The following is a 23,049-nucleotide window of genomic DNA, read 5'->3' as shown; positions in this document are numbered from 1 at the left end:
CATCATTATAGGAAACCAATAGGTTTCATGTCAATAGCTTCGGGCGTCCAATTCAATGAGAATATCATCCTCTTCCGAAGGCGTACCTCGTCCATCCGTATTATTGGTCAAAACATACCATTTTCCATCACGCGATTTTACGTCGCGAATCCGTCCTAAGTCAGAAACCAGCTTTTCCAATATGTCGCTCTGCAAATCGTATCGGAACAGCCCTTGCCCGCGCAGGCCTGCAACGAGCAGCTTGCCGCTGCCGTTGAAAGCGGCGCCTGACGGAGCGACTGTGTCTTCGCCCGTATGATAGAGCGGAACGATCATGCCCTCTTTCTGCGCGTCGCCGATAATGTCCGGCCAGCCGTAATTGCCGCCTGCAGCAATCCGGTTGATTTCATCATGTCCGCCGGGATCTCCGGACGGACCATGCTCCGTACTGTAAAGCTGACCGTTCTCATCCCACGCCAAGCCTTGCGGGTTTCGGTGTCCGTAGGAGTAAATATAGGAATCAGGGAATGGATTGTCAGCAGGAATGGAGCCGTCCAGGTTCATTCGCAATATTTTGCCCGCTAAGTTGTCCAACTGCTGCGCCCGTTGTTCTTGCCCCGAGTCGCCTGTCGTTACGTATAGCTTAACATCCGGTCCAATCGCAATCCGCCCGCCGTTGTGGTTAAAATAGCCGGGTATGCCCTCCAGCAGCGCCTTCGTTTCGATCCACTCTTTGTTTTTATGCTCCACGGTGACAATCCGGTTTAGAACTTCGCCGTTTTCCTCATAGGTGTGATAGACGTAAGCAACATTCGATTTGCTAAAATCCGGCGCCAGCGCCAGTCCGAGCAGCCCGCCTTCTCCTTCCGCGAGCAGCGGCTTGTTCAGCCGGACCGGCTCCCGGTTCATTTGATCGCCGATCAGTTGAACCATATTGCCGCCCCGTTCGCTTATATAAATCGTATCGTTATCGAATGCGATCGCCCACGGCGCCTGCAGCTTCTTTGCCCTCACTTTATATTCGCTTCCTCCGCTGCTCCCGCTTTCCATCGGCGCCGCCGCCTCTTTCCCTTCGCATGCCATCAGTCCCGCCGTACTTAACGCTAACAGCAGCAGCAAAACAACCGTTTTCGTTTTCATCCTTTGCCTCCTCACATCAGGATCTTTGAGCTAAGCTCAAAGTCACTTCTTATTAAACCCCATTCTATGAAACTATTATTCCCTTATTTTGCGCAAAATAGAACGGCGGGCGCAAGCGATTACAAAACTGTGCCACCATCGATCGCGGTTCCATATGCTGCATGCGCGAAAAAACCGCCTCGCGCCAGATTGGCGAAGCGGTTTGCTAATGAGCCGAAAACGGATAAAGCTTGCCCTCCACACTGAAAGAAGATCGCCCCGTCTCCTCCGAGACGACGAGCACAAGCGCGTCGCTTTGCTCCGTCATCCCCATTGCCGCCCGGTGACGGGTGCCGAGCTTCCTCTCGCCGACCTCGACTGCAGCGAGCGGCAGCACATTGCCGGCCGACACGATCGTTTCGCCGGCAATATATACCGCGCCGTCATGCAGCGGCCCGCCGGGAATAAAGATCGTCTCCAGCAGCGACGGCGTCAGCTCCGCCCCAATTGGAATGCCTTGCGTAATAAACGGCAATACCGGCTGCTCGCGCTGAATGACAAGAAGCGCGCCGTGGCGCCGCTGGGACAAGTGCCTGACCGCCATCGTCAATTCCCCGAACTTGCTCGTAAACGTTGAGAGGTAGCATCTTAAATAATAAGCGGCGGCTTGCGTCTCCAGCGCGGCGACTTTATCTTTAATGTGCTCGAACTCATTCAGCAGGCAGTTCTCATCATCGTCCAGCTTTTGAAACAGGCCGTCGAAGGAATCCCGAATCCCCTGCAGCTCCCGCTTCAGCTCCAGCCTGAGCGGCGAAAAATCGCATTTGCTTTGTTCCATGTAAGGTGGTCGCCAACTTTCCTAAATAGCGGTAGTCTTTATCTGCTATTAGTTCCCAGTTGGCGCCCTTTTTACGCGCGTCACAGTGTTTTCACAAAATGCGGTTTGCTGTAATGGCTCGTTCCGCCGCCTCCGACAAACACTTTTCCGCCTTTTTTGAATGTAATGATCTTCGTTTGTCCATTGCTAAGCAGCGTGGTCACTTTGGCCCAATCCGCAATCGCCGTGTAGATGACATAACCTGTTCTCGAAATCCGTGTCGACCAGTGCCGGTCGAACTCCGACCGCAGCACCCGATTCGAGTAAACTTGATTTTCCCTAATTCCTTTTGCTTTCGAACCCATCCGATCGCCTCCCAAGCGTTGATGCATCCACTTTCATGCTATGCGAGATTAATAGAATGGTACGCAATAATGGGGGAAACAGCGAAAAAAGGGGGAACGGCATTCCGGGACGGCTGCCCTCCGCTACCGTTTAACGACCATGCCAAATTGTCCCGCAAAAACGGCAGCCTGCATAGGCGATATGATACAGCCGCGCAAATCTTGCAGCGTTGCGCCGAGACTATCAAACTCGCAACTGCTGAGGTCTACGCCCGCCAGCTTGGTCTGCGAAAACTGCGCCTGCTCCAGCTTCGTATTTCGCAAATAAAATTCCGTCAAATTGGAGTTGAAAAAGTCGCTGTACGCAAACGACCCGCCCTCCAGCTTAACGCGTTTAATATCGGTCATCCGAAACACGCCGTATTCCCCGTTGCAATCGATGAAAGTCACGTTTCGCAGCGTGCAGTCCGTCATATCAAGCCCAATGAGCTTGCAATCCTTGAAAACAACCCGATAGAACGAAGCTTCCTGTAAAATCGCATTCGATAGATCGCATCTCTCGAACACCACATCGGTGAATTCCGCTTTCCGCAGCGACGTTCCGCGCATCGCGACATTGGTAAACGTCGATCGGACGAAGCATGTCCGATAAGCGGAATGGCCGCTAAATTCGGCATCCGCGATGCTCCGGCCGCTTATTTCATATTCATCTTCCACTTCATAAGGATCGAACGGAACACGCTCTAAGTGAGCCGGCATTTTGGGTTCGTCGACGAGCTTTTTGGAGCTTGGCATACGTACACCTCTTCTAAATTGAACTGATTGGACTAGAAACTGCCAATCGTCGGCTTGCAACAAGACAAAAATGAAAAATATGTACTTCTTTAAACACGACTTGGACAAGCTGCTCGTCATAAAAGATTTCTACGCGCACAGCGTGATGCCCTTTCTCGCGCTGCATCTGCGTGTGCCGCAAATCCACGTTATCGACGTTCTTGGGAAGCCAGGATATGTTGAAGCCGGGGTATTGATGGTCTTTATTGAATAAGCAAACTACGCAAGCGAATGTTCTTACGATCGCTGTTGTATCCAGATTCCTTGAAATTGTTCGATAGAATTGGAATCCGGATACAAATGCGAACGCTATCGCTTCTCCAGAATCATTCGCTTGGCTATATTGGATTTATCCAGTAACTTTCGCCCGTACGCACCATTTCAGCTCGCTATATTGGAGTTATCCAGTAACTTCCGCCCGTACGCACCATTTCAGCTCGCTATATTGGATTTATACACTAACTTCGGCCCGTACGCACCATTTCAGCTCGCTATATTGGATTTATCCACTAACTTTCGCCCGTACGCACCATTTCAGCTCGCTATATTGGATTTATCCACTAACTTCGGCTCAAATTCAGCATTTAGGCTCGCTACACTGGATTTTTCCAGTATAGCGAGCCCATCAACCGCAGTTCTGCTACGCTAACACTAGCGCCTCGCCCCGCTTACTTGTCCGCTTCCAAATCCTCGATCGCTTTGCGCGTTGCGACGCTGAATTCTTTAAAGAACGCAACAAGCTCGCTGTTTAGCAGCCCCGCATTGTACAGCATCTGGATCGTCACAAGCTCCGGCTCGCCCTTATCGTTGACCGTTGTTATAATGCCTGCTTCGAGCGCGGCATCAAGAGCAGGCTGCGCCCAGCTTGGCGGCACCTGATTGCCCGAAATGTTCACGAACTTTTCCAGATCGGCCACTCTTGCCGACAATTGGTCAAACGCCAGCTTTTCATCATCTGTCATCGGTTCATCCCCTTTATAGCTGTCGCGTAGCTCTTGTTCCGTGCCGTCATATTCATTCAAGTCTACCGGTCCGCCAATTCCGTCAACCGAACGGGTGCCGTCCGGCCGATAGCCGCCCTGAGAGCCGTCGCTATACTGCCAGAACGTCCATTTGGACCAAGCCGCAGTATCGGAAGGCACCTGACTGCTGCTGTATCTAGCAATCCACAGCTCGTAATCTCCCAGCGATGAGTCAAAATTAGAGGCAAAGCTGTTTCCCGTATACACAATCGGTTTTACGCCTACGAGATTCTCCACCTCGCTCAAAAAAGCTTTCGCTACCGCGCTGATTTCGCTGCCGCTAAGTCCGCCCGGATTGTTCTCGTAATCCATCACAGGCGGCAAATCCAACAAGCTGATTCCTCCTGCATCCGCAATCGCGCATGCAAAATTGTTCGCCTCCTGCTTTGCCGCTTCCGTCGACGTTGCATTCACGAAATGATAGGCGCCGATTAGAACGCCGGCATCCCGCGCTCCGGCCACATTGGCAGCAAACCGATCGTCGCGATAGGACTGTCCTTCACTTGCTTTTGCGAAAGCAAAAACAATGCCGTCCGCCTTAACTTTCTGCCAATTTATCGATCCTTGGTAGTGGGAAACATCGATCCCCTGCGCATTGCCGCTGCTTCTTGATTGCATGTTGATGAAAAGCTCCTCTCTTCAGCAAATCCCGCATTTTCATCATAAGCAGCCAAGCCATTGTTCGAAACGGCGTTTGTACAGCATGGATAGCCTGCTACTTGGACGTCCCGTCGTAGAACAGCAAATAATCTTCGATATGCGCCGCCCAATATTTATTGTTGTGTCCGCCCGAGCTTGTATGAAACTCGTAGCTGGCTCCCGTCTTGTCCAACTCCGCAATAAGAGCCTTGTTGCCAGCCGCTATATGCTCATGCTCCTTGCTGCCGTGGTCGAGATAAACCGCTAAGTCCAGCGCCTTCCCTTGTGCCGCAAGACGGACCGGATCGACTTCCTCCTGCGTGCTTTCCCCACCGTACAGCCATGTCAAATACTCCGGCGTCTCCTCCCATACCGCTGCGCTATGTCCTCCAACTTTGCTGAACATCGACGGGTAGGTAAAAGCCAAATGCAGCGCCGCATAGCCGCCCATCGAAATGCCGCCAATGTATCGCCCCTCGCGGCTTTTTATCGTATTGAAGCTCGCATCAATGGCCGGTATGACCTCTTTTATCAGAAAGTCCTCATACATGCCGAGCTGATATTCATTTTTGTCCTTGGGCTTCTCCGCCGAGTTGACGCCGTAGCTGTTGTCCAGCTGCGGGGCAACGATAATCATCGGCTTGATTCGCCCTTCGCGCGCAAGCTTCGCCGCTTTCTCCCCCATATTCAACCCATTGGCGAAAAAGCTGTTTTCGTTGCCGTTCTTCCCATGCAGCGCGTACAGCACCGGATAGACATCCTTTCCGTCCGAATAACCTTCCGGCAAATAAACATTAATTTTCATTGCTTTGCCCAGCGCCGTGCTCGCTATCGTCAAATGCTGCATCGCCGATAATTCGCCCGCTTGAGCCTCTGCCGATAATGCCTCCCTTGCCGAGCCACTTGCATCAACCATCATCCGTTCTATTTCGCTTCCCCCGCCGCAGCCCGCAAGCAGCAGCATTTGCGGAACCAACAGCATCCCGACCAGAAGCCTTATGCCCGCCTTTAATCTCGGCTTTATTTCCGGTTTCATCGTCTGGCGCCCCCTTATCGTCAAGTTCCCAATCTTTCAATTTTTTTGCTTTATGCTAGAATAAAGGAAAAAGCTGCAAAAATAAAATCTTCAGGAGGCTAATCATGGAAACGAGTCTTCGAACGGCAACGAATGAGGAAATCCCGCTTGTTTATACCATTATGATACAATCCTTTGAGCAATATCGCGGAAAGCTGAATCCGCCTTCGGGAGCGTTCTCTGAAACGATTGATTCGATAACGGATAAAATTAGCCGCAGCGGAGGAGCGGTTCTTGCCCTTGCTGAAGGACAGGCTGTCGGTTCCGCCCAATATTATCGAATTGATGACTACATCTACCTCGGAAGAGTGGCAGTGCTCCCTTCTCACCGCTGCAAAGGCATCGCCAAAGCGATGGTCGAGCATATCGAAAGCTTGACGCTGAACGCAGGTTTATCCGAGACACGGCTTGAGGTCCGCTTGTCGATTCCGGACAATGTCTCCTACTATAAAAAACTGCAGTATGAAGTGATCGAGGAGCATGCGTATCCTGCGGAAACCGACTATTGGTATGTAATGAGCAAAAAGCTGCGTTAATGTTGATGAGCCAAAAAAGAAGCTTGGGCCGCTCCTTCGAGCGATCCAAGCTTCTTCTTCATTATGCCTTTTTACGCATTTGTTCCTCGAACCATTCCCAACCGGCGCCGACATGCTCCGGTTTATGGGCGTCGGAGCCGTATACCGTTTCGATCCCTTGCTCGCGGCAAGCGGCGAGAAACCATTCCGGCACATACGGCTTGCCGCACGTAGCAACACGAAGTCCCGCCGTATTGACGTCGATTCCGACCTTCCCCTGCGCGAGCAACGGAATGATGCGCTCCAGCCTGCGCCGGATTTGCCCTTCGCCGATCGGAGGAAGCGCATCGGCAAACTTTTCAATCAGATTGATATGCCCAATCCGCTTGCGCATAGGCAGCGCAGAAGCAAAAACGATCGCAGACTCAACGTGGTCGTAATACGTATCTACCGCTTTTTCCATCGTTCCGTAGCAGGATAAAATTTGTTCCCGGAAGTAATCCGCCGTAAAATCAACGCAGCGCGCGCCGCCATCCGCCCCCGGCAAATAGTGAACCGAGTAGACGATGTCTTCCAGCTCATGCCCCCACTGATCAACGATCTGCTTCGTAAAATCAAGCTGTCCCGGCAAATAATCGAGCTCCAAGCCTACCGTTATTTCAATCTGCCCCTCGTACTTGCGTTTCATCGCCTTTGCATATTCCATATAAAGCGGCAGTTCTTCAGGCGGCATAGCCAGCTCGCGGAATAACGCCGGATCGTCGACGAGGCCTGCAGGAAGCGGCGGATGCTCGCTAATCGTATATCGCTGGAAGCCGAGCTCAATCGCGCGGTCGATATAAAGCTCCTCTGCAGCGTCGCTGCCGTGATAGCAAAAACGGGTATGCGTGTGTCCGTCCCACTTCAATACCATCCTAACACTCCTTCAAGCAATGTCGTACTTTAGTTAGTCCCTATTCTATCGCATTACACCCCTTTTTCTCTACCTTAGGCTTAAAAAAGATGATTGGACAAATCAATGACGACGGTCATCGTCACGCTGCTGAGCAGCGTCGACAGAAGCACCGCCTGCGCCGCAAAGCCCGGCTCATTGCCGTATTCAAGCGCTAGGGCAGCGCTGTTTCGCGATGTTGGAATCGCGCTCGCGATGAACAGCGCCTGCGCGGCGATGCCTTCAATGCCAAGCAGCATAAGCAGCAAATAGGCGCAGACCGGCGACAGAACAAGTCGGGTAAGGCTGCTTAGAAGAACGGCGGCAGTGTTGCGATGAATAGCGGCGGATGCAATCTGCGCGCCAATCGAGACGAGCGCAAACGGAAGCATGCCGTCGGCAATTTGTTCAAGCGGGACCATAACGGGCTCTGGCATCGGAAGGCGCAGCATATGCAAAGCTGTGCCAGCGATGATCGCGTACAATACGGGCATTTTGGCAAATTGGAGCAATGATTTCTTTAACCCTGCCGCCGCCTTGCTTGCATTGATTAACCCGAAAGTAAATGTCGCAAACAGTTCAAAAACGACGACCATCATCTGTATGCTCATGGCAAACGCATCATGCTTGAAAGCGAGCGCGTTGACGGGAATGCCGATATTGCCGTTGTTCGTCAGCGTTACGCTGTTCGCAAAGCTTGCCGCAAGCGGCTTGGAGTAACCCATGACTCGGCTGATCGCTTTGCCGATCAGCGCCATCGCAATAAATTGTACGATAAGGAAGCCGAATATCATGACAACGAGCTTAGCCGAAAGCTGCGCTTCCAATACTTTGACAAAGGCAAGCGCCGGAACATAGTAATAGAGGATGAGTTTGGAGAAGCTCCCTAAATCGAACTTGAATTTACGGTGCAGCAGCGCCCCGATGCCGATCGGAATCAGAATTGGAATAATAATATGATAGAACGTATAAATCATCGAAGCTCACCTCTCGCATCAGAATCTTTGCGTGGAATTCAAAATCATACTTTGCTCACGGCGGCAGACAGAGATCGTCTCGCCAGGCTCCATCGCTTTTCCGCGTATTCCCCGTTCCGCCAGCGACTCGACAAACTTATAGTTATCCTGTTTGATCACCGGGAACGTGTTGCTGTGAATCGGAATGACGAGCCGAGCTTGCAGCCATTCCGCCGCAATAAGCGCATCTTCAGGACCCATCGTGAACCGGCCTCCGATCGGCAGAAACGCTGCATCAATCCGATAGCGCTCGCCCAGCCACTTCATATCCTGAAACAACCCGGTATCGCCGGCATGATAGATCGTAACCCCATCGATTTCCAACAAAATGCCTGCGGCAGTACCCGCATAATGCAGCTGACCGCGCTCGTCGCGATAGGACGAAGCGTGCGTCGCCGGCGTGAACCGGACGCGGCCGAAACCGAAATCCCACTCCCCGCCGCAATGCATAGGCTCCGTTTGGACGCCCTGCTGAGCCAGATGATACGCTAATTCCTCAATCGCAATAATCGGAGCGTCATTAAGTTTTGCCAGATTGACCGCATCGGTGATATGATCGGAATGACCATGTGTTGCCAGAACATGACTTACTCGAATCTGGTTCGCAGTGACAACCGCAGACGGATTCTCCGTGATATAAGGATCGATGATGACCGAGTGGCCGTTAGCTGTCACTTGAATGCAGGAATGACCATGATACTGAATATGCATTACGCTTCGCCTCACTTTTATAATATAATTTATAACGATCGTTATATTTTGTATTATATTTAGAGCGGAGCTATTCTGTCAATCCTATCCATAAAAATTAAGGGAGGAGGGGTTTGTTTGCTGTCGATGGAGAAGCAAATCCTCTACTTGATCGCAAGCGCTCAAACGGTTGAAGCGAAAGAGCTGATTGCCATATACGAAACGCGCGGCGTGTCTGCTCAGGTTATTCGAAACAGCCTCGCTCGCTTGAAGAAGGCAGGCTACATCGAAGCTGCGGCGCGCTCTCTCTATGCGATTACACCGCTTGGCTCCGAATTTATTCGATACATCAACAGCAAAGCCGGCATTGCCGAGCAGCAATGGGACGGCAGCTGGCAGGTCGTTATGTTCGAAGTTCCCGAAACGGAACGCAGCAAGCGCGACGGCTTCCGCAGCGGGCTTCTGCAGCTAGGTTTTGTCTCTATTTATAAAGGCGTTTACATCTCGCCTTGGGAATATACGGGCCAGGTTGTCGCACTTGGCGAGCAGTACGAGCTGGGGGAGCGGCTCATGATTAGCAGCTCCCGCTTCACTGTGAACGAAATATCAGCCGCAAAGGCGGCAGACCTCTGGTCTCTTGCCGAGCTGCAGGAACTCTACAACGAGAAGCAGCAATGGCTCACGGCTTCATTTCAGCCGCATTTAGCTTCGCTGCTGACGAGTGAACGCCATGACGATAATGGCCTCGCCCTCATCATCAAGTTTTTGGAGCTTGGCGATGTCATCGCCGAGCTAAGCTTGCGCGATCCGATGCTGCCTGCGCAGCTATTGCCGCATGATTGGCCCGGCACGGCATGCTATGCCGAGCTGCAGCGGACGCTCCGCGCTATTGCGCTTGCCATTCCGGCTAACTCGCCGTACCGGAAATTTGTCACCCGTATTTTGAAGGTCTGACGCAAAACATAAAGAAGCCTGTCGGGACTTTATCCAGTCTCGGCAGGCTTTTTTCATTTTTAATTTCGTTATGCTTATCCTATCAAAACAAATCCAGCTGCTCGACCTCCGGCGGCTTTTCATCCTCTCGCGGCTCCAGCGGATCGCGTCCATCCGGTCTTCGCTGTTCCAGCATCGCCATCAATTGTTTCGCATTATCGGCTGCGTCGCCGCCGGAATTGTTGTTGAAAATGACGCATAGATGCTCGCTTTCCAATTGAAGCTGCCTCAGCATCTCCGCCCATTCCCGCAGCTCCGTCTCGTTGTACCGGTACAGGTATCGCACATCCCGCCAATTTGGCGCACCGCCTTGATTCCAACCCGCAGCATTGCGGCCGTGGAAACGGACCATCGTGACGCTTCGATCCGTCGCCTTCAGCACGGTCGGCACCGATCCGAGTCCCGCCTGCGGCTCATCGCAGACGCTATGGATCCATTGCTCCGCTTGCATAAAGGCCAGCGTCTTGTCGCGGTATTCCGGCGCAAACCAGCTCTGGTGCCGAAATTCAAGCGCGCACGGAATACCGTTCATGCGCAGCTTCGCTTCCCTGAGAATACGTACATTTTCACGCGTACAATCGAACCAAGGCGGGTATTGGAACAACGCCGCCTTTAGTCTGCCGGCTTCGACGGCAGGCTGCAGCGATTCCCGGAAGGCGGCGAACATCGCTTCCGGGTCATTGTCCCTGGCAGCCGGGCCGCGTTGATGGCCGGTCATGCCCTGGTACGCTTTTACGATAAAATGAAGCGTATCCGGCGTCTCCTCAACCCATTTCGCGAAACGCTCCTTCGGCTGGATCGCGTAAAAGCTGCTGTCCACCTCCACCAGCGGAAAATGTTTCGCGTATTCGTTCAATCTGTCCTTCGCCCTAATGCCCGGACCGTAAAGCCGGTCCTGATCGCCCCAACCGGCAAGCCCGATCTGAATCGGCATCGGCAGGCACCCCCGTTCCATCGCTCCATACTGTTATTCTTGTTATACTAAATTTGGCCTTGCGTCTCAAGAGATAGCCCAGATACTCTGCGTTCCGAACGCCCCACACATATATCCTGCATATTGCCCTAACCAACGCCCCACACTCGTAAAACTGCCTACTTTTACCTCTAAAACACCAGCTTATGACCTCCACATTGCCATTACCGATGCCCACACTCGCCATCACTGCATTTTGCAGAGCGAACCTGATTCGCTTTATAGCGAATGTAATTTCGCTATTTGGATATGCGTAATACGGTTTGCGGGGAACAGCGAAAGGAATTTCGCTATTGGAGCATACAAGTTCGCTATTAGCGAAGCTGCATTCGCAATTGGTTGAAACGTCTTACAGCAACCGTCCTATAGCGAATTTGCCTTCGCTAATTAGCGAGGCAGGTTCGCTAAAAGTACGGGGCAGAGGTGCATGCCTTGCAGCAGAGAACCGAACCAATCAACGCTAAGCCTCCTTCACTTCACGCAAAAAAAACGCCCCGCTCTGCGAATCCATTCGCAGAGCCGAGCGCGAGCGCTTCCTTATCCAAATCTTTATTTCATAACTGCCACAGCACCAGCCGCAGCAGGCTCGAGCGTCCTCAGCCAGCGCTCGATCCGCTCCAGCGCGCCTCGCAAATTCGCTTCGGAAGCGGCGTACGAGCAGCGCAGGAAGCCTTCGCCGCCCGGGCCGAACACGTCGCCCGGCACAGCGGCTACTCTCGCTTCTCGCAGCATGCGTTCAGCGAACTGCTGCGAGCTTAGTCCCGTCGAAGCGATCGACGGGAATGCGTAGAACGCGCCCTCGGGCTCGCGGCAGGCTAAGCCGATGCTGCGCAAGCCTTCTACAAACATTTTTCGCCGGTGGTTGTAGGACTTAACCATTTCGTCCTTATAGGCAAGACAATTGCGCAGCGACTCGAGCCCGGCAATCTGTCCCATCGTCGGCGCGGACAGCACCGTATACTGATGCACCTTGCGCATCGCTCCGATCAGCTCCGGATGTCCGCAAGCATAGCCTAGACGCCAGCCCGTCATCGCAAACGCCTTGGAAAAGCCGCTGATCAGTATCGTGCGGTCTCTCATTCCCGGCAGAGAGGCAAAGCTGACATGCGTACGGCCATAGGTCAGTTCTGCGTAAATTTCATCGGACAATACGATCAGGTCATTGTCCTCTACAAACTTAGCAATCGGCAGCCAATCCTCGTAAGTCATGACAGCGCCTGTCGGATTGCTCGGATAGCTAATTAGAAGCAGCTTCGACCTTGGCGTAATGGAAGCCTGCAGAGATTCGACCTTTAGCTTAAAGCCGTCCGCAGCATACGTCTGCACTTCAACCGCTTTGCCGCCGTTAAGGTTCGTAATCGGACCGTAAGCGATATAGTTTGGAACCGGAACGAGCACTTCATCCCCGGGTGAAAGAAGCACACGCAGCGCAAGGTCGATCGCCTCGCTGCCGCCTACCGTCACGAGCACCTCGTTCTGAGGCTCGTAGCCAATGCCAAAGCTGCGATACAAATAAGAAGCGATCTCCTCGCGAAGCTCCAGCATCCCTGCATTGTTCGTATATTTTGTCATTCCGCGGTCAAGCGCAACCGCGCAAGCGTCGCGAGCAGGCTTAGGGGTAACGAAATCGGGTTCGCCCACGCCAAGCGAAATAATATCCTTTCCGGCTTCCGCCGCATTGAAAAACTTTCTAATGCCCGATGGCGGAATCTCCCTTACCACCGGCGATACGTATTCGCTCATCGATTTCATACCGCTCTCCCCTTCGCTTTTGCTTATTTGGCCCGCCTTGCGCGTCGTCTTACTTGCTCTCCAGCTTCCGCTCTGCCAATGAATACTCAATAATCGAATCCAGCAGGCCGCCAAAAGAAATGCCCGCCGCCGCCGCCGCTTTCGGCAGCAAGCTGTTTTTCGTCAGTCCTGGCAGCGTGTTCGCTTCCAGCACATACGGAATACCGTCATTAATAATCATATCAATACGCGCATAAACGCTGCATTTCAATGCTTTATAGCATCCAAGCGCCGCCGCTTCGACACGCGCATGCACGTCCGCCGGCAGGTCGATAATTTGCTCGTCGGCGCCGCCGTCCTCGTATTTCGACGTATAATCGAAAAACTCGGCGTTCGCTTTGATCGACACGATCGGAAGCAGCTTGCCGTTCAGGACGGCGCAAGTAATTTCCTGTCCGCCGATAAACTGCTCGATCATAACCGAACGATCCCACTCCAGCGCGTCACGCACCGCTTCTTCAAGCAAATCTTTCGTTTTCACCAGCTTGGTCGCGATGCTGGAACCGCCGGAATTCGGCTTAACGACAACCGGGAAGCCAAGCGCTCCTTCGATGTCGGCCGCCTTCAGCTGCTCCATGCTCTCAACCTGAATCCAGTTGCCGGTCGAAATGCCCTCGAAACGGATTAGCTTTTTAGCCAAATCTTTATCCATGCTCACGCTGCTCGACAACACGCCGCAGCCTGTGTAAGGAATGCCAAGCGATTCCAGCGTCCCTTGCACCGTGCCGTCTTCGCCATATTTGCCATGAAGCGCGAGCAGCGCGATGTCAATCCCTTGCGCTTTGTCGATCAAGTCGCGTTTGCTGTTAATTTCAATCGGCACAACCTCGTACTTGCTGCGGTCCAGGTTGTTGATCATGCCTTGACCCGTTAACAACGAAATTTCTCTTTCGGAAGATACTCCGCCCATGATGACTCCGACTTTCATATGTGCACGCTCCTGTATGTTTATGTGTTATTCAGTACGGTTCAAAAAGTCCAGTTTTCAGCACACTAGCCACGCTTCCGAAGCTGCGTTTTTCCAAAACGCTGTAGAAGATTGGATAAAGCTAGGGAATGAGGATCCAGACCGTAGTGGGTTACTGCGTGAGAACAACCTCTTAGAGTAAAGCTTTGGCTATTTCGCCTATTATACGAATACCCTCGACGATTTGCTCATCGGCCACCCGCGAGAAGCCAAGCCGCATCGTATGCCGTCCTTGCCCTTCCCCAGTGTAAAAAATATCGCCCGGCGTAAACACGACTCCTCGGTCCGTACTCGCCGCAAGCAGCTCTCGCGCCGTAAGCGAATGCTCCAGCTCGAGGAACAAATGCAGGCCGCCGTCGCCCGAAAGACTGCGAAGCGGCATGTACTCCCGGCAGCACTTGATGGCAAGCTCGTATTTTCGCTTGTATTCCGTGCGGGCGCGCTTCATATATTTTTCAAAATTGCCGTTGTGCAAGTACTGGTACAGCAGCGATTGGTCCAGCGTTGACGTATGAATGGCGCGCGATCGTTTCACGCTTTCCAGATAGCCGATCAACTCTTTGTCGGCAAGCACCCATCCGACGCGCAGGCCGGGAAACAATATTTTTGAAAAGCTGCCGATGTAGATGACGTTATTGCTCTGTCCGGCCGTAGCGATCAGTGGCGCCACATGCGAGCCGGAATAGCGCAGCTCCTCGTTGAACCCGTCTTCGATAACGGGAACGCCGCTGCCGCACAGCAGCCTAAGCGCTTCGGCCCGCTTCTCCGGCGACATAACGATTCCAGTCGGATTGTGATAGGACGGTATGAGGTAGGCAAAATCGTAGGATTGCTCCTCCGACAGCCTTTGCTCCAGCTGCTTCACGCTTAATCCGTCCGCTTCCATATCAACGCCGGTTATGTCATAGCCGTGAAGCTTCATATTTTTGATCGCGGTGTTGTGGGTCGGATTTTCGCATAAGGCGCGGCCGTAACGACGTTCAAGCGCGGATAGAACAATATCGAAGCCTTCCGTAAAGCCGCTTGTAATAAGCATATCCTTGCCGGCCAAATCGACCCCTTTATTCTCCATATAGCGAAGCAGAAAATCGATCAGCGGCTTGTAGCCTTTTGCATAACCGTAGTTAAGCAGCACTTCGCCTTCGAGCGACATCCGATCCATAAAAGCGCGTTTGACGTTATGCAGGTCGAACAGCTTTTCATCGGGCGCGATGCTTGTAAAAGAAATCGAGCCTTTCACCGCGCGAATGCCGTGCTTCATCAAATCGAATTGTTCCGCTTGCTCGGCGTATGCGCTAATACGCTTGCCCCAATTCATCTTTTCGCCGCTTATTATCGGCTGAGAAGCTCCGCTTGCGCCTTCGCCGCCGGATACCGCCGCCGCTGTGTGGGCGACAAAGTTTCCTTTTCCTTGCACGGCGTATATATAACCTTCTTCGACCAACTCGCCGTATGCGGTAACGACCGTATTGCGGCTAATGCCCATGAGTTCGCTTAATTCCCGAGTGGATGGGAGCTTCTGATCAGCTTGCAGCGCGCCCTTCCGAATCAGCCTTTTCATGTAATCCTTCACCTGAATATAGACCGGTCGGTCGTCTGCAAGCTTAATATCCGAATACAACTCATTCACCTACTTAAATTCTCTGAAGAGATACTCCTCTTACATAATGGCATAATTACGGCAGTAAAAAAAGAACCACGATAGACGTTTTTAAAGCGTCCCGTGGTTCATACCTGTCTAGCTCAGCTCGCAAACTTCAAATTATAGAACCGTTCCGCATTGCGCAAACTAGCCCATATATCTTCGCTTTCACCGCCAATGTACCAATAGGCTGTTCCAGCGAGACTATTATCGGCTGCCGCCTTGTATTTCGCAGCAAGCGACCTGCCGTCTTCCAGCCATATTCGATGGATGGCGCCGTTTTCCTTGTAGCTTGCCGTATATTGACTGACCGAGCTGTCCCAAAGCGGTTTCATCGCATGCTCACTGACCAGCTCGTTTTGTGCGGGAACCGTAAGCACTTCCGAGTACGCCGCAGAGCCGTTCGCGTTCAGCGTCCAGTCGCGGTTGTAATAAGGCAGCGCGAGTATCGTTTTTTCGGCGGGAACCACTTTTAACAGCGTCGTCACCGCATTGCGGACAAAAGGGAGAGAGGCGACCGATCCGGCTTTTGGCGATCCGCCCCAATGCTCATCGTAACCCATCATAATGATGAAGTCGGCTTGCGCACCGAGCGCTTTGTAGTCAAAAGCCTCTGTCCAGTCCGTCCCGAGATCCGGCGACACGTTGACGGAAAGAATCGCGTTCAGCGAATCGAGTTTCGCATTTAATTCAGTAATGAAAGCGGTCATGTGGGACCGGTCTTGAGGCGCGACATTTTCAAAATCGATGTTAAGTCCGGCCAGCTTATATTTTTGCACCGCATTCGCCAAATTGGTCACCAGGTTCGTTCTAGCTGCAGCGCTGGACAACAGCTGGTGCGTCGTCTCCTGATCCGACCGGTTGCCGACCATCGCCCATATTGCCTTCTTGTTGGCGGCAGCCCATGTAATAAGAGACTGGTTCGTATTATCCGTTATATTGCCCGACTTATCTGCAAAATACCATCGCGGCGAAAGCGTATTGACCATTTTCGAAGCGGTAACCGACTGTTCAAATTGCGACGCCGTTTGCCCATACTGCCAGCCAAGCTGAATTTTTTGCTTCCCCGTTTGTTCGAGCGCCGACGCCCAGTTATCGTTTTGCAACGCGCGGTCAAGGATCGCCGCCGTCTCTTGCCGAGTCAGCGGGTCTGCTGGGCGAAAACGATCGTCCGTGTCGCCTTGCATCAGGCTGAGTTTGTTCACGCTAGCGATCGAATCCGCCGCCCAGTCGGCAATTTGTGCGCTATCTTTGAAAGCTGCTTTTTGCGCCGCCGTCGTGTTCGATAGCTTGAACGCGCGAACGAGAAGCACCGCAGCCTCTTGCCGCGTTACGGCTTTAGCCGGAGCGAAGGCGGTTGCGCTTGTCCCGTCCGCGAGCCCGAGCTGCACCGCCGCTTGAACCCAGCCGTAGTACCATGCGTTAGCCGCAACGTCGGAGAACGGCGATATCGGACTAATCGCTTGCTCCAGCCCCAGCGTCCGGCCGAGTATCGCGACAAACTCTGCGCGCGTGACCGGATTTTTGGGTGCAAACGTCGTCGCGGACGTTCCTGTTAAAATCTTTTTATTATATAAATTTATGATAGAGTCCATAGCAAAACTAGTCGCAATATCGTCAAAAGGAAGCTTGCTCTGTGCCGCTTCGGCCTTCGGCATGCCAGCCAGCTGTACGGTTAAGGCGATAAGTATAAGTAAATTAAACGCAGCCCCTGCGCCCAAACGTCGCTTCATAAAAAGATCCTCCTAAAAGTTTTGCGGAGCAAAACTTGCTTCGAAAGCTGTTGCTTAGTTTTGCGGAGCAAAACTTGCTTCGAAAGCTGTTGCTTAGTTTTGCGGCGCAAAACGCGCTCCGAGAGCATTGGCTTAGTTTTGCGCAGCAAAACTTGCTTCGAAAGCTGTTGCTTAGTTTTGCGGAGCAAAACTTGCTTCGAAAGCTGTTGCTTAGTTTTGCGGAGCAAAACTGCTTCGAAAGCTGTTAATTAGTTTTGCGGCGCAAAACGCGCTCCGAGAGCATTGGCTTAGTTTTGCGCAGCAAAACGCGCTCTGAAACTCTATTAGCTAGTTTACAGAGCGGCAATCTCTTTATCCTATCAAACGACTTTAGGCGCGGCACCGTTAAGTTATTGGCAGCGTTGTAAGACCGTTTCCTATAAAGGGGTAAATTGCTGGCCGAAGTGTAAAAAGCGATGTAAGGCTGTTTTCGGCCTTACATCGCACTGGCTCGCCCCATCCGCGCAATCTAAGGCCGTTTTCGGCCTTAGATCAGGCACTCCACGCTCGCCGACCCGCGCGGCCGCCCTTGTAAGGCCGTTTTCGGCCTTACATCGCACTGGCTCGCCCCGCTCGCGCAATCTAAGGCCATTTTCGGCCTTACATCAGGCACTCCACGCTCGCCGACCCGCGCGGCCGCCCTTGTAAGGCCGTTTCTGGCCTTACATCGCACTGGCTCGCACCGCTCGCGCAATCTAAGGCCGTTTTCGGCCTTAGATCAGGCATACCACGCTCGCCCCGCTTGCATCGCTTGCGGGCGTCACTTCGCCCCGCCGCCGCGCTTATTGCCGCGTATCCAGCGGCTTCAGTCGCGCCTCAATCTCATCGCGCCGCGGCTCGAGAAACGGCGGCAGCGCCAGCGACTCGCCCAGGCTGTCGATGTGCTCGTCGGTCGCAAAGCCCGGACCGTCCGTCGCCAGCTCGAACAAAATGCCGTTGGGCTCGCGGAAATAAAGCGAGTGGAAATAAAACCGGTCGACGTAACCGGAGCTGGCGATACGAGCGTCACGCAGCCGTTCGACCCAAGCGTGAAGCTCTTCGTCGTTGTCGACCCGAAACGCCACATGGTGCACACCGCCGCGCCCAAGCCGTTCATGCGGCAGATCATGGCGCAGCTCAATGTGAATTTCGGCGCCGCTGCCGCCTTCACCCGTTTCAAACACGATAATGTCCGGCTGTCCTGCTACGGTCGACGGATATTCGCCTTTTCGACGGAAGCCCATCAGCTCCGCCAGCACCTGCTCTGTCGGTTCAACATCGCTGACCGTCAACTGCACCGGACCAAGTCCGATTATGGCATACTCCGGCGGCACCGGGCTTTTCGCCCACGGTTTTCCTCCGGCGACGCCTTCGTTGTCTTCATCCGAAACGAGAATGAACCGCTGCCCCTCGAAATCCCGAAACGCTAGCGTTAGCCGACCTGCCCGCAAGGCGATCCCATCATGGGCAACTCCATGCTCGGAAAGCCGGGCCTCCCAATAGTCCAGAGCGTCATTATTCAACACGCGGAGCGAAAGTGCCGATATGCCGCTTACTCCTTCCAGCGTTCTTCCGGCCATCGGTATATCGAAAAAAGTCAGTTCCGTTCCGGGACTGCCCGACTCATCACCATAAAACAAATGGTAGGATGACGTATCGTCCTGATTCACCGTTTTTTTAATTAATCGAAGCCCCAGCACCTTCGTGTAAAAATCAAAGTTTTGCTTGGCGTTTGCCGTAATCGCGGATACATGGTGAATGCCTTTGAGCACCAATTTCATCCGAACCAACCTCCTTACATCAATGAATTCACAACCCCATCATAGCACAACGCATAAAACAAAATTAGGCTTAGGTCGGGGGTAAGCGTAAACCTTCTATGCTACACTGGTATGATAGAAGCTAGTTTAGGAGATTACTAGAAATATGAACTCACAAAATGATTGGCCTCAATTGGAGCGCAGTATCGGACAACGTCTAGCAAGACCGAAAGCGAAACGCAATCCGCTCATGACAACGGTCGTCCTTGCCATGATTGCCGCCCTGGTCTGGAGCGGTATCAGCGGGCTCGGCGCGCTGGAGGAACGGCTCTCCACGCCATCGGCTGACAAGACCGCTCCGAAAGCGCCGGCGGCGGAAAAGCCGCAGCTGCATCCCATCGTCGCAGCCAAAACAGATAAGCTCATCGCGCAAACGGCTAGCATCGGCATTACGATTCTCATTACGGATGACGCTCGATCGAACGAGGAGCAGGATGCCCTCTACGAGCAAGGCCGCACGACGGACGGACCAATCGTGACGAACGTTCGCGGCGGCGACTCTTATCACAACTATGGTCTGGCAGTCGATTTCGCGTTGCTTACAGTCGAAGACAACACGGTCGTATGGGATATGGAATACGACGGCAACGGCAACGGCAACGCGGATTGGATGGAGGTCGTCGCAATCGCCAAGAAGCTTGGCTTCACTTGGGGAGGAGACTGGAAAAGCTTCCGCGATTACCCTCATCTGCAAATGGATTTCGGCTATTCCATCAAACAATTGAAACGCGGAAAAAGGCCTCCGGCGGAATAATTCTCCGACCGAAAGGCCTTTTTTCATCCCCGCCGCCCCCAGCTTATTATTTGAGCCCGGTCGTTGCGACGCCGCGAATGATCTGTTTTTGAAAAATAATAAAAACGATAATAAGCGGAATGACTGAAATCGTCGCGCCTGCCATAATCTGAATCCAATTGCTGCTGTCCTTCGCTTCGCTGGAGAAAAACGCCATCCCGACCGGAATCGTGAACCGTCCCTCCGTCTGCGTAACGATCAACGGCCAAATAAAGGAGTTCCAGCTGCCTAAAAAGGACAGTATGCAAAGCGTCGCAATAGCCAAACGGACGAGCGGAAAGGCGATTTTGAACATAATGCCCAGCTCGCTCATCCCGTCGATTCTAGCAGCGTCCAACAGGTCGGAAGGCACCGATTCCATGAACTGCTTCACGAGGAAAATGCCAAACGCCGTGATGAGCCCCGGAAACAGAATGCCCCAGTACGTATCTACCCAGCCGAGCTTCGAGGAATAAAGAAACCAAGGAATAATGAGCATTTCCGTGGGCACCATTAAAGTGCTTAGAATCAGTAGATAGATCGTTTTTTTGCCGTGAAAATGAAACTTCGCCAAAATGTAGCCGATCACCGTATCGAATAAACAAACGCTCGCCGTCGCAATTGCCGCAACGATAAAGCTATTGACGATCCACGCGTCAAAGGACGTCTCGCTGAACAGCGCGGAATAGTTGCCCCAAGCCGGAGCATCTGGAATAAGGCTAAGCGAATACATCTCGCTTGGAGCCTTCAGCGAGGTCGCGATCATCCATAGGAAAGGGAATACCATGACCGAAACGCCCGCAGTCAAGAGCAAGTAGCCGATAGCCAAACCTGCTCGCTGCCTAGCGATTGCCCGCGCGCTTCCGCCTTCCGCCATCCTCGAGCTTGCGCCGCTTATTTTGCCCATGCCTCCATACTCCCCCTTCCCTAATACTCGACCTTCCGGTTCAACACTTTCAGCTGCAGCACGGTAAAGGCCAAAATAATGGCGAACAGCACGACGGTTGCCGCAGACGCCTTGCCCATCTCGAAGCTTTTAAAAGCGGTATTGTAAATGTACAGCACGATCGTATTCGTCGAATTCAGCGGTCCGCCTCCAGTCATGTTCAACGCCTGCGTAAACGACTGGAGAAAGCTGATGCTCGCGATGACGGCCGAGAAAAGCAGCACCGGATTGAGCAGCGGTATCGTTACATGCCGGAATCGGCTCCAGCCTCCCGCGCCGTCGATTGCGGCCGCTTCGTAATAGATTCGCGGAATGTTTTCCAGTCCGGCTAGAAAGACGAGCATTTGAAATCCGATGCTCTGCCAGATCATCGCAGCGATAATCCACAATATCGACTGGGTCGGCGAATAGAGGAACGGCTGCGCATCAAGCCCAAGCTCAAGCAGCAGCGCGTTGGCAACGCCGTTCTTCATAAGAATCCAGCGAAAAACCCAGCTTACGGCAACGACGCTCGTAATGTACGGGATGAAATAAGCTGTCCGGTAAAACGTCCGCAGGCGGACGACCCGCTGCAGAAGCAGCGCGACGCCCAGCCCCGCGGCCAGCTGGCCCGGCACGCCGACGACGACGTAAACGGCCGTGTTGCGGATCGTTTGGAGAAACACTTCGTCCTTGAACAACGAGATGTAGTTGGCCAAGCCGACAAACGGCTTTTCCGGCGACAGCATATCCCATTCGCTGAACCCGACGTTAAAGGAATAAACGATCGGCAGCAGCCTCACCGCTGCGAAAAACAGCAGCGGCAGCAGCAGGCAGCTGTAAATGAACAAATATCTTTTGCCTCTGAGCCCTAGACCGGCGCCCCGTAATCGCGACAGCAGACTATGCCGCTGCCGTTGCAGCTCGCCGCTGCCTGCGGCGGCAGGCGCAGCCGAATCGATTGCCCTTCCCATGCGGTGGCCTCCTTGACATCAGGATCTTTGAGCTGAGCTCAAATTCACTCCACGTTCAAAGTCACTTCATGATCACGTTATTTTTTCGCCCAGTAATCGTCATACAGCTTTTGCGTCTTGGCAACGAGCTCCTCAAAAGCTTTCTCGGCCGGCACATCGTTCAGCAGCACCTGATCGACAGCTTCGACGAACAGCGTCCGCTCCTGCACTTCGTCAATAAAGAAATGCGCTCTGCCGTCCGGAAGCTGCGAAATAAACGGGCCAAGCTTCTCGTCATTAACGTATTTGTCCTGAAGTGCCACTTCCTTCTGCGCAGGCAGCTCGCCGATCTTTTCCACCCATTGCTCCTGCACGCCTTTGCTTGTTAAAAACTTCAAGAACTCAACGGCTGCGGCAAGCTTGTCGCCCTTCACCGTCGAAGGAATAGCGTTAGCCCAGAACGACGCTTGCGTCGATTTGTTTTTGTACGCCGGCAACGGCGCGATGGCGTAGTTCAAATCCGGCACGTCTTTCTTGAGCGATCCGAGGCGGTACGAGCCGTCCACATTGATCGCTGCATGGCCTGTCTTGAACGCGTTCGCGTCATCGTTGTAGAAACCGTTGATGCCGACCTTATGTTTCTTCGCGAAGTCGATCAAATAGTTGAAGGCTTCAAGCCCAGCCGGCGTTTCGTTCCACAAAATTTTCTTGCGGTCGTCGCTCGTATCCTTCGCTCCCACTTGATAGAGCAGGCCGTCGCGGAACCAGTGATGCAGCTGCGAGCCCGGCTCCCAGCCAAACCCTTCGACAACAAACTGCCCTTTGTCGTCCGTCTCCGTCAGTTGCTTCGCGTAGGTCACAAGCTCCTCCCAAGTTGTTGGCGGCTTGTTCGGATCGAGGCCTGCTTTCGTAAACAAATCTTTGTTATAAAAGAGTCCGAGCGTACGCACGCCAGTTGGAAGCGCGTAGTAGCTGCCGTTCAGCTTGGCTGTCTCAACGAACGGGAAAAAGTTCTTTTCAATCTCAGCAGACGGGAAATCAGCTTCCGGCAACGGCTGCAAATAACCGGAGGATACGTATTTAGGCAGCCATCCGTAATAAAGATTGATGACATCCGGCCCTTTGCCCGCAGGCACGAGAGCCGCTACCTTTTGATTGTATTGGTCGTACGGGAAATTCGTTTGTTTGACCGTAATATTCGGATGCTCCTGCTGGAACTCTTCAATAAGCGATTGGATCAGTTCGACTTTAGCTGGAAATTCATACTGCCAATATTCAATCGTTACTTTTTTGTCAGGATCCAGCGCAGGCGCCGCCGATGCTTGCTCTGCGGCCTTGTCCGGCTCGGCGGTTGCCGCCTGGTTTTCTTTTCCCGCATTTCCGTTGTCATTGCCGTTGCCGCATCCTGCGAGCACAACAGCTAATGCCAGCAATGCGGAGCTAATCGTAAGTATCGGTTTCTTCTTCATCCTAAACCCTCC

Annotated in this window: 23 protein-coding genes; 5 read left to right on the top strand and 18 right to left on the bottom strand. The window is 53.0% G+C overall.

Features of this window, described 5'->3' with window-relative positions:
* Nucleotides 1–30 precede the first annotated feature (30 nt).
* The 4 genes from GOM71_RS04920 to GOM71_RS04905 form a co-directional block, all read right to left on the bottom strand.
* Nucleotides 31–1,119 (bottom strand): PQQ-dependent sugar dehydrogenase, encoded by a 1,089-nt coding sequence (locus GOM71_RS04920; RefSeq protein ID WP_156278643.1) that lies wholly within the window; start codon nt 1,117–1,119, stop codon nt 31–33.
* A 205-nt stretch (nt 1,120–1,324) separates the two neighbouring features.
* Nucleotides 1,325–1,936, bottom strand: a complete 612-nt coding sequence (gene cdaS, locus GOM71_RS04915; RefSeq protein WP_156278642.1) for a sporulation-specific diadenylate cyclase CdaS — start codon at nt 1,934–1,936, stop codon at nt 1,325–1,327.
* Between the two features lie 80 nt (nt 1,937–2,016).
* Nucleotides 2,017–2,280, bottom strand: a complete 264-nt coding sequence (locus GOM71_RS04910; protein ID WP_156278641.1) for a hypothetical protein — start codon at nt 2,278–2,280, stop codon at nt 2,017–2,019.
* 123 nt (nt 2,281–2,403) lie between these two features.
* Nucleotides 2,404–3,054 (bottom strand): pentapeptide repeat-containing protein, encoded by a 651-nt coding sequence (locus tag GOM71_RS04905; RefSeq protein WP_173275217.1) that lies wholly within the window; start codon nt 3,052–3,054, stop codon nt 2,404–2,406.
* A 70-nt stretch (nt 3,055–3,124) separates the two neighbouring features.
* On the opposite strand from GOM71_RS04905, the gene GOM71_RS04900 reads away from it, so the two are divergent.
* The gene (locus GOM71_RS04900; RefSeq protein ID WP_173275195.1) at nt 3,125–3,307 is read left to right on the top strand and encodes a hypothetical protein; all 183 of its coding nucleotides are present in this window, start codon (nt 3,125–3,127) and stop codon (nt 3,305–3,307) included.
* Nucleotides 3,308–3,761: 454 nt separating this feature from the next.
* On the opposite strand, the gene GOM71_RS04895 is transcribed toward GOM71_RS04900, so the two are convergent.
* Nucleotides 3,762–4,733, bottom strand: coding sequence for a glycoside hydrolase family 25 protein (locus GOM71_RS04895; protein WP_156278638.1), 972 nt, complete (start codon nt 4,731–4,733; stop codon nt 3,762–3,764).
* A 97-nt stretch (nt 4,734–4,830) separates the two neighbouring features.
* The gene (locus GOM71_RS04890; RefSeq protein WP_156278637.1) at nt 4,831–5,790 is read right to left on the bottom strand and encodes an alpha/beta hydrolase; all 960 of its coding nucleotides are present in this window, start codon (nt 5,788–5,790) and stop codon (nt 4,831–4,833) included.
* 104 nt (nt 5,791–5,894) lie between these two features.
* On the opposite strand from GOM71_RS04890, the gene GOM71_RS04885 reads away from it, so the two are divergent.
* On the top strand, nt 5,895–6,365 hold the full coding sequence (locus tag GOM71_RS04885) for a GNAT family N-acetyltransferase (RefSeq protein ID WP_156278636.1): 471 nt from the start codon (nt 5,895–5,897) through the stop codon (nt 6,363–6,365).
* 61 nt (nt 6,366–6,426) lie between these two features.
* Here GOM71_RS04885 and hisJ read toward each other — a convergent pair whose 3' ends face one another.
* The 3 genes from hisJ to GOM71_RS04870 form a co-directional block, all read right to left on the bottom strand.
* Nucleotides 6,427–7,257 (bottom strand): histidinol-phosphatase HisJ, encoded by an 831-nt coding sequence (gene hisJ / locus GOM71_RS04880; protein ID WP_156278635.1) that lies wholly within the window; start codon nt 7,255–7,257, stop codon nt 6,427–6,429.
* An 80-nt stretch (nt 7,258–7,337) separates the two neighbouring features.
* Nucleotides 7,338–8,252: an AEC family transporter gene (locus GOM71_RS04875; protein WP_156278634.1), complete on the bottom strand. Its 915-nt coding sequence runs from the start codon at nt 8,250–8,252 to the stop codon at nt 7,338–7,340.
* 18 nt (nt 8,253–8,270) lie between these two features.
* A complete protein-coding gene (locus tag GOM71_RS04870; RefSeq protein ID WP_156278633.1) occupies nt 8,271–9,002 on the bottom strand; it encodes a metal-dependent hydrolase in 732 nt (243 codons plus the stop codon).
* Nucleotides 9,003–9,128: 126 nt separating this feature from the next.
* Between GOM71_RS04870 and GOM71_RS04865 the strand changes: the two genes are divergently transcribed.
* Nucleotides 9,129–9,935 carry a PaaX family transcriptional regulator C-terminal domain-containing protein gene (locus GOM71_RS04865; protein WP_253944715.1) on the top strand — a complete coding sequence of 269 codons (807 nt, stop codon included), beginning with the start codon at nt 9,129–9,131 and terminating at the stop codon, nt 9,933–9,935.
* A gap of 82 nt (nt 9,936–10,017) precedes the next feature.
* Here the strand turns inward: GOM71_RS04865 and GOM71_RS04860 are convergent, their stop codons facing one another.
* From GOM71_RS04860 to GOM71_RS04840, 5 genes are all read right to left on the bottom strand, one after another.
* Nucleotides 10,018–10,908: a DUF72 domain-containing protein gene (locus tag GOM71_RS04860; RefSeq protein ID WP_156278631.1), complete on the bottom strand. Its 891-nt coding sequence runs from the start codon at nt 10,906–10,908 to the stop codon at nt 10,018–10,020.
* Nucleotides 10,909–11,496: 588 nt separating this feature from the next.
* On the bottom strand, nt 11,497–12,699 hold the full coding sequence (locus tag GOM71_RS04855) for an aminotransferase class I/II-fold pyridoxal phosphate-dependent enzyme (protein WP_156278630.1): 1,203 nt from the start codon (nt 12,697–12,699) through the stop codon (nt 11,497–11,499).
* Nucleotides 12,700–12,748: 49 nt separating this feature from the next.
* Complete coding sequence (locus GOM71_RS04850; protein ID WP_156278629.1) at nt 12,749–13,666, bottom strand: D-alanine--D-alanine ligase; 918 nt, start codon at nt 13,664–13,666, stop codon at nt 12,749–12,751.
* A gap of 172 nt (nt 13,667–13,838) precedes the next feature.
* Entirely contained in the window at nt 13,839–15,326 is a 1,488-nt protein-coding gene (gene pdxR, locus GOM71_RS04845) for a MocR-like pyridoxine biosynthesis transcription factor PdxR (RefSeq protein WP_156278730.1), read from the bottom strand.
* Nucleotides 15,327–15,448: 122 nt separating this feature from the next.
* Nucleotides 15,449–17,080: an S-layer homology domain-containing protein gene (locus GOM71_RS04840; protein WP_253944706.1), complete on the bottom strand. Its 1,632-nt coding sequence runs from the start codon at nt 17,078–17,080 to the stop codon at nt 15,449–15,451.
* Between the two features lie 35 nt (nt 17,081–17,115).
* Here GOM71_RS04840 and GOM71_RS04835 point away from each other — a divergent pair, with 35 nt between their 5' ends.
* Nucleotides 17,116–17,328: a hypothetical protein gene (locus tag GOM71_RS04835; RefSeq protein WP_156278628.1), complete on the top strand. Its 213-nt coding sequence runs from the start codon at nt 17,116–17,118 to the stop codon at nt 17,326–17,328.
* 573 nt (nt 17,329–17,901) lie between these two features.
* Here the strand turns inward: GOM71_RS04835 and GOM71_RS04830 are convergent.
* Nucleotides 17,902–18,873 carry a ring-cleaving dioxygenase gene (locus tag GOM71_RS04830; RefSeq protein ID WP_156278728.1) on the bottom strand — a complete coding sequence of 324 codons (972 nt, stop codon included), beginning with the start codon at nt 18,871–18,873 and terminating at the stop codon, nt 17,902–17,904.
* A gap of 151 nt (nt 18,874–19,024) precedes the next feature.
* Between GOM71_RS04830 and GOM71_RS04825 the strand changes: the two genes are divergently transcribed.
* Nucleotides 19,025–19,672, top strand: coding sequence for a M15 family metallopeptidase (locus GOM71_RS04825; protein WP_253944705.1), 648 nt, complete (start codon nt 19,025–19,027; stop codon nt 19,670–19,672).
* Nucleotides 19,673–19,718: 46 nt separating this feature from the next.
* Here the strand turns inward: GOM71_RS04825 and GOM71_RS04820 are convergent, their stop codons facing one another.
* The 3 genes from GOM71_RS04820 to GOM71_RS04810 all read right to left on the bottom strand — a co-directional run bounded on the left by GOM71_RS04820 (nt 19,719) and on the right by GOM71_RS04810 (nt 23,037).
* Nucleotides 19,719–20,597 (bottom strand): carbohydrate ABC transporter permease, encoded by an 879-nt coding sequence (locus tag GOM71_RS04820; RefSeq protein WP_253944704.1) that lies wholly within the window; start codon nt 20,595–20,597, stop codon nt 19,719–19,721.
* Nucleotides 20,598–20,617: 20 nt separating this feature from the next.
* Nucleotides 20,618–21,589, bottom strand: a complete 972-nt coding sequence (locus tag GOM71_RS04815; RefSeq protein WP_156278627.1) for a carbohydrate ABC transporter permease — start codon at nt 21,587–21,589, stop codon at nt 20,618–20,620.
* A gap of 77 nt (nt 21,590–21,666) precedes the next feature.
* Nucleotides 21,667–23,037: a sugar ABC transporter substrate-binding protein gene (locus GOM71_RS04810; protein WP_156278626.1), complete on the bottom strand. Its 1,371-nt coding sequence runs from the start codon at nt 23,035–23,037 to the stop codon at nt 21,667–21,669.
* Between the last annotated feature and the right edge of the window lie 12 nt (nt 23,038–23,049).

Source organism: Paenibacillus sp. NEAU-GSW1 (genome assembly GCF_009737085.1).
Classification (GTDB): domain Bacteria; phylum Bacillota; class Bacilli; order Paenibacillales; family Paenibacillaceae; genus Pristimantibacillus.
The sequence above is the reverse complement of the archived record's forward strand: the minus strand, read 5'-3'. Positions and strand labels throughout refer to the sequence as shown.

Coding starts and splice junctions, on each gene's coding strand:
- GOM71_RS04920 (WP_156278643.1), bottom strand. CDS start 1,119: ATGAAAACGAAAACGGTTGTTTTGCTGCTGCTGTTAGCGTTAAGTACG.
- cdaS (WP_156278642.1), bottom strand. CDS start 1,936: ATGGAACAAAGCAAATGCGATTTTTCGCCGCTCAGGCTGGAGCTGAAG.
- GOM71_RS04910 (WP_156278641.1), bottom strand. CDS start 2,280: ATGGGTTCGAAAGCAAAAGGAATTAGGGAAAATCAAGTTTACTCGAAT.
- GOM71_RS04905 (WP_173275217.1), bottom strand. CDS start 3,054: ATGCCAAGCTCCAAAAAGCTCGTCGACGAACCCAAAATGCCGGCTCAC.
- GOM71_RS04900 (WP_173275195.1), top strand. CDS start 3,125: ATGAAAAATATGTACTTCTTTAAACACGACTTGGACAAGCTGCTCGTC.
- GOM71_RS04895 (WP_156278638.1), bottom strand. CDS start 4,733: ATGCAATCAAGAAGCAGCGGCAATGCGCAGGGGATCGATGTTTCCCAC.
- GOM71_RS04890 (WP_156278637.1), bottom strand. CDS start 5,790: ATGAAACCGGAAATAAAGCCGAGATTAAAGGCGGGCATAAGGCTTCTG.
- GOM71_RS04885 (WP_156278636.1), top strand. CDS start 5,895: ATGGAAACGAGTCTTCGAACGGCAACGAATGAGGAAATCCCGCTTGTT.
- hisJ (WP_156278635.1), bottom strand. CDS start 7,257: ATGGTATTGAAGTGGGACGGACACACGCATACCCGTTTTTGCTATCAC.
- GOM71_RS04875 (WP_156278634.1), bottom strand. CDS start 8,252: ATGATTTATACGTTCTATCATATTATTATTCCAATTCTGATTCCGATC.
- GOM71_RS04870 (WP_156278633.1), bottom strand. CDS start 9,002: ATGCATATTCAGTATCATGGTCATTCCTGCATTCAAGTGACAGCTAAC.
- GOM71_RS04865 (WP_253944715.1), top strand. CDS start 9,129: ATGGAGAAGCAAATCCTCTACTTGATCGCAAGCGCTCAAACGGTTGAA.
- GOM71_RS04860 (WP_156278631.1), bottom strand. CDS start 10,908: ATGCCGATTCAGATCGGGCTTGCCGGTTGGGGCGATCAGGACCGGCTT.
- GOM71_RS04855 (WP_156278630.1), bottom strand. CDS start 12,699: ATGAAATCGATGAGCGAATACGTATCGCCGGTGGTAAGGGAGATTCCG.
- GOM71_RS04850 (WP_156278629.1), bottom strand. CDS start 13,666: ATGAAAGTCGGAGTCATCATGGGCGGAGTATCTTCCGAAAGAGAAATT.
- GOM71_RS04840 (WP_253944706.1), bottom strand. CDS start 17,080: ATGAAGCGACGTTTGGGCGCAGGGGCTGCGTTTAATTTACTTATACTT.
- GOM71_RS04825 (WP_253944705.1), top strand. CDS start 19,025: ATGAACTCACAAAATGATTGGCCTCAATTGGAGCGCAGTATCGGACAA.
- GOM71_RS04820 (WP_253944704.1), bottom strand. CDS start 20,597: ATGGGCAAAATAAGCGGCGCAAGCTCGAGGATGGCGGAAGGCGGAAGC.
- GOM71_RS04815 (WP_156278627.1), bottom strand. CDS start 21,589: ATGGGAAGGGCAATCGATTCGGCTGCGCCTGCCGCCGCAGGCAGCGGC.
- GOM71_RS04810 (WP_156278626.1), bottom strand. CDS start 23,037: ATGAAGAAGAAACCGATACTTACGATTAGCTCCGCATTGCTGGCATTA.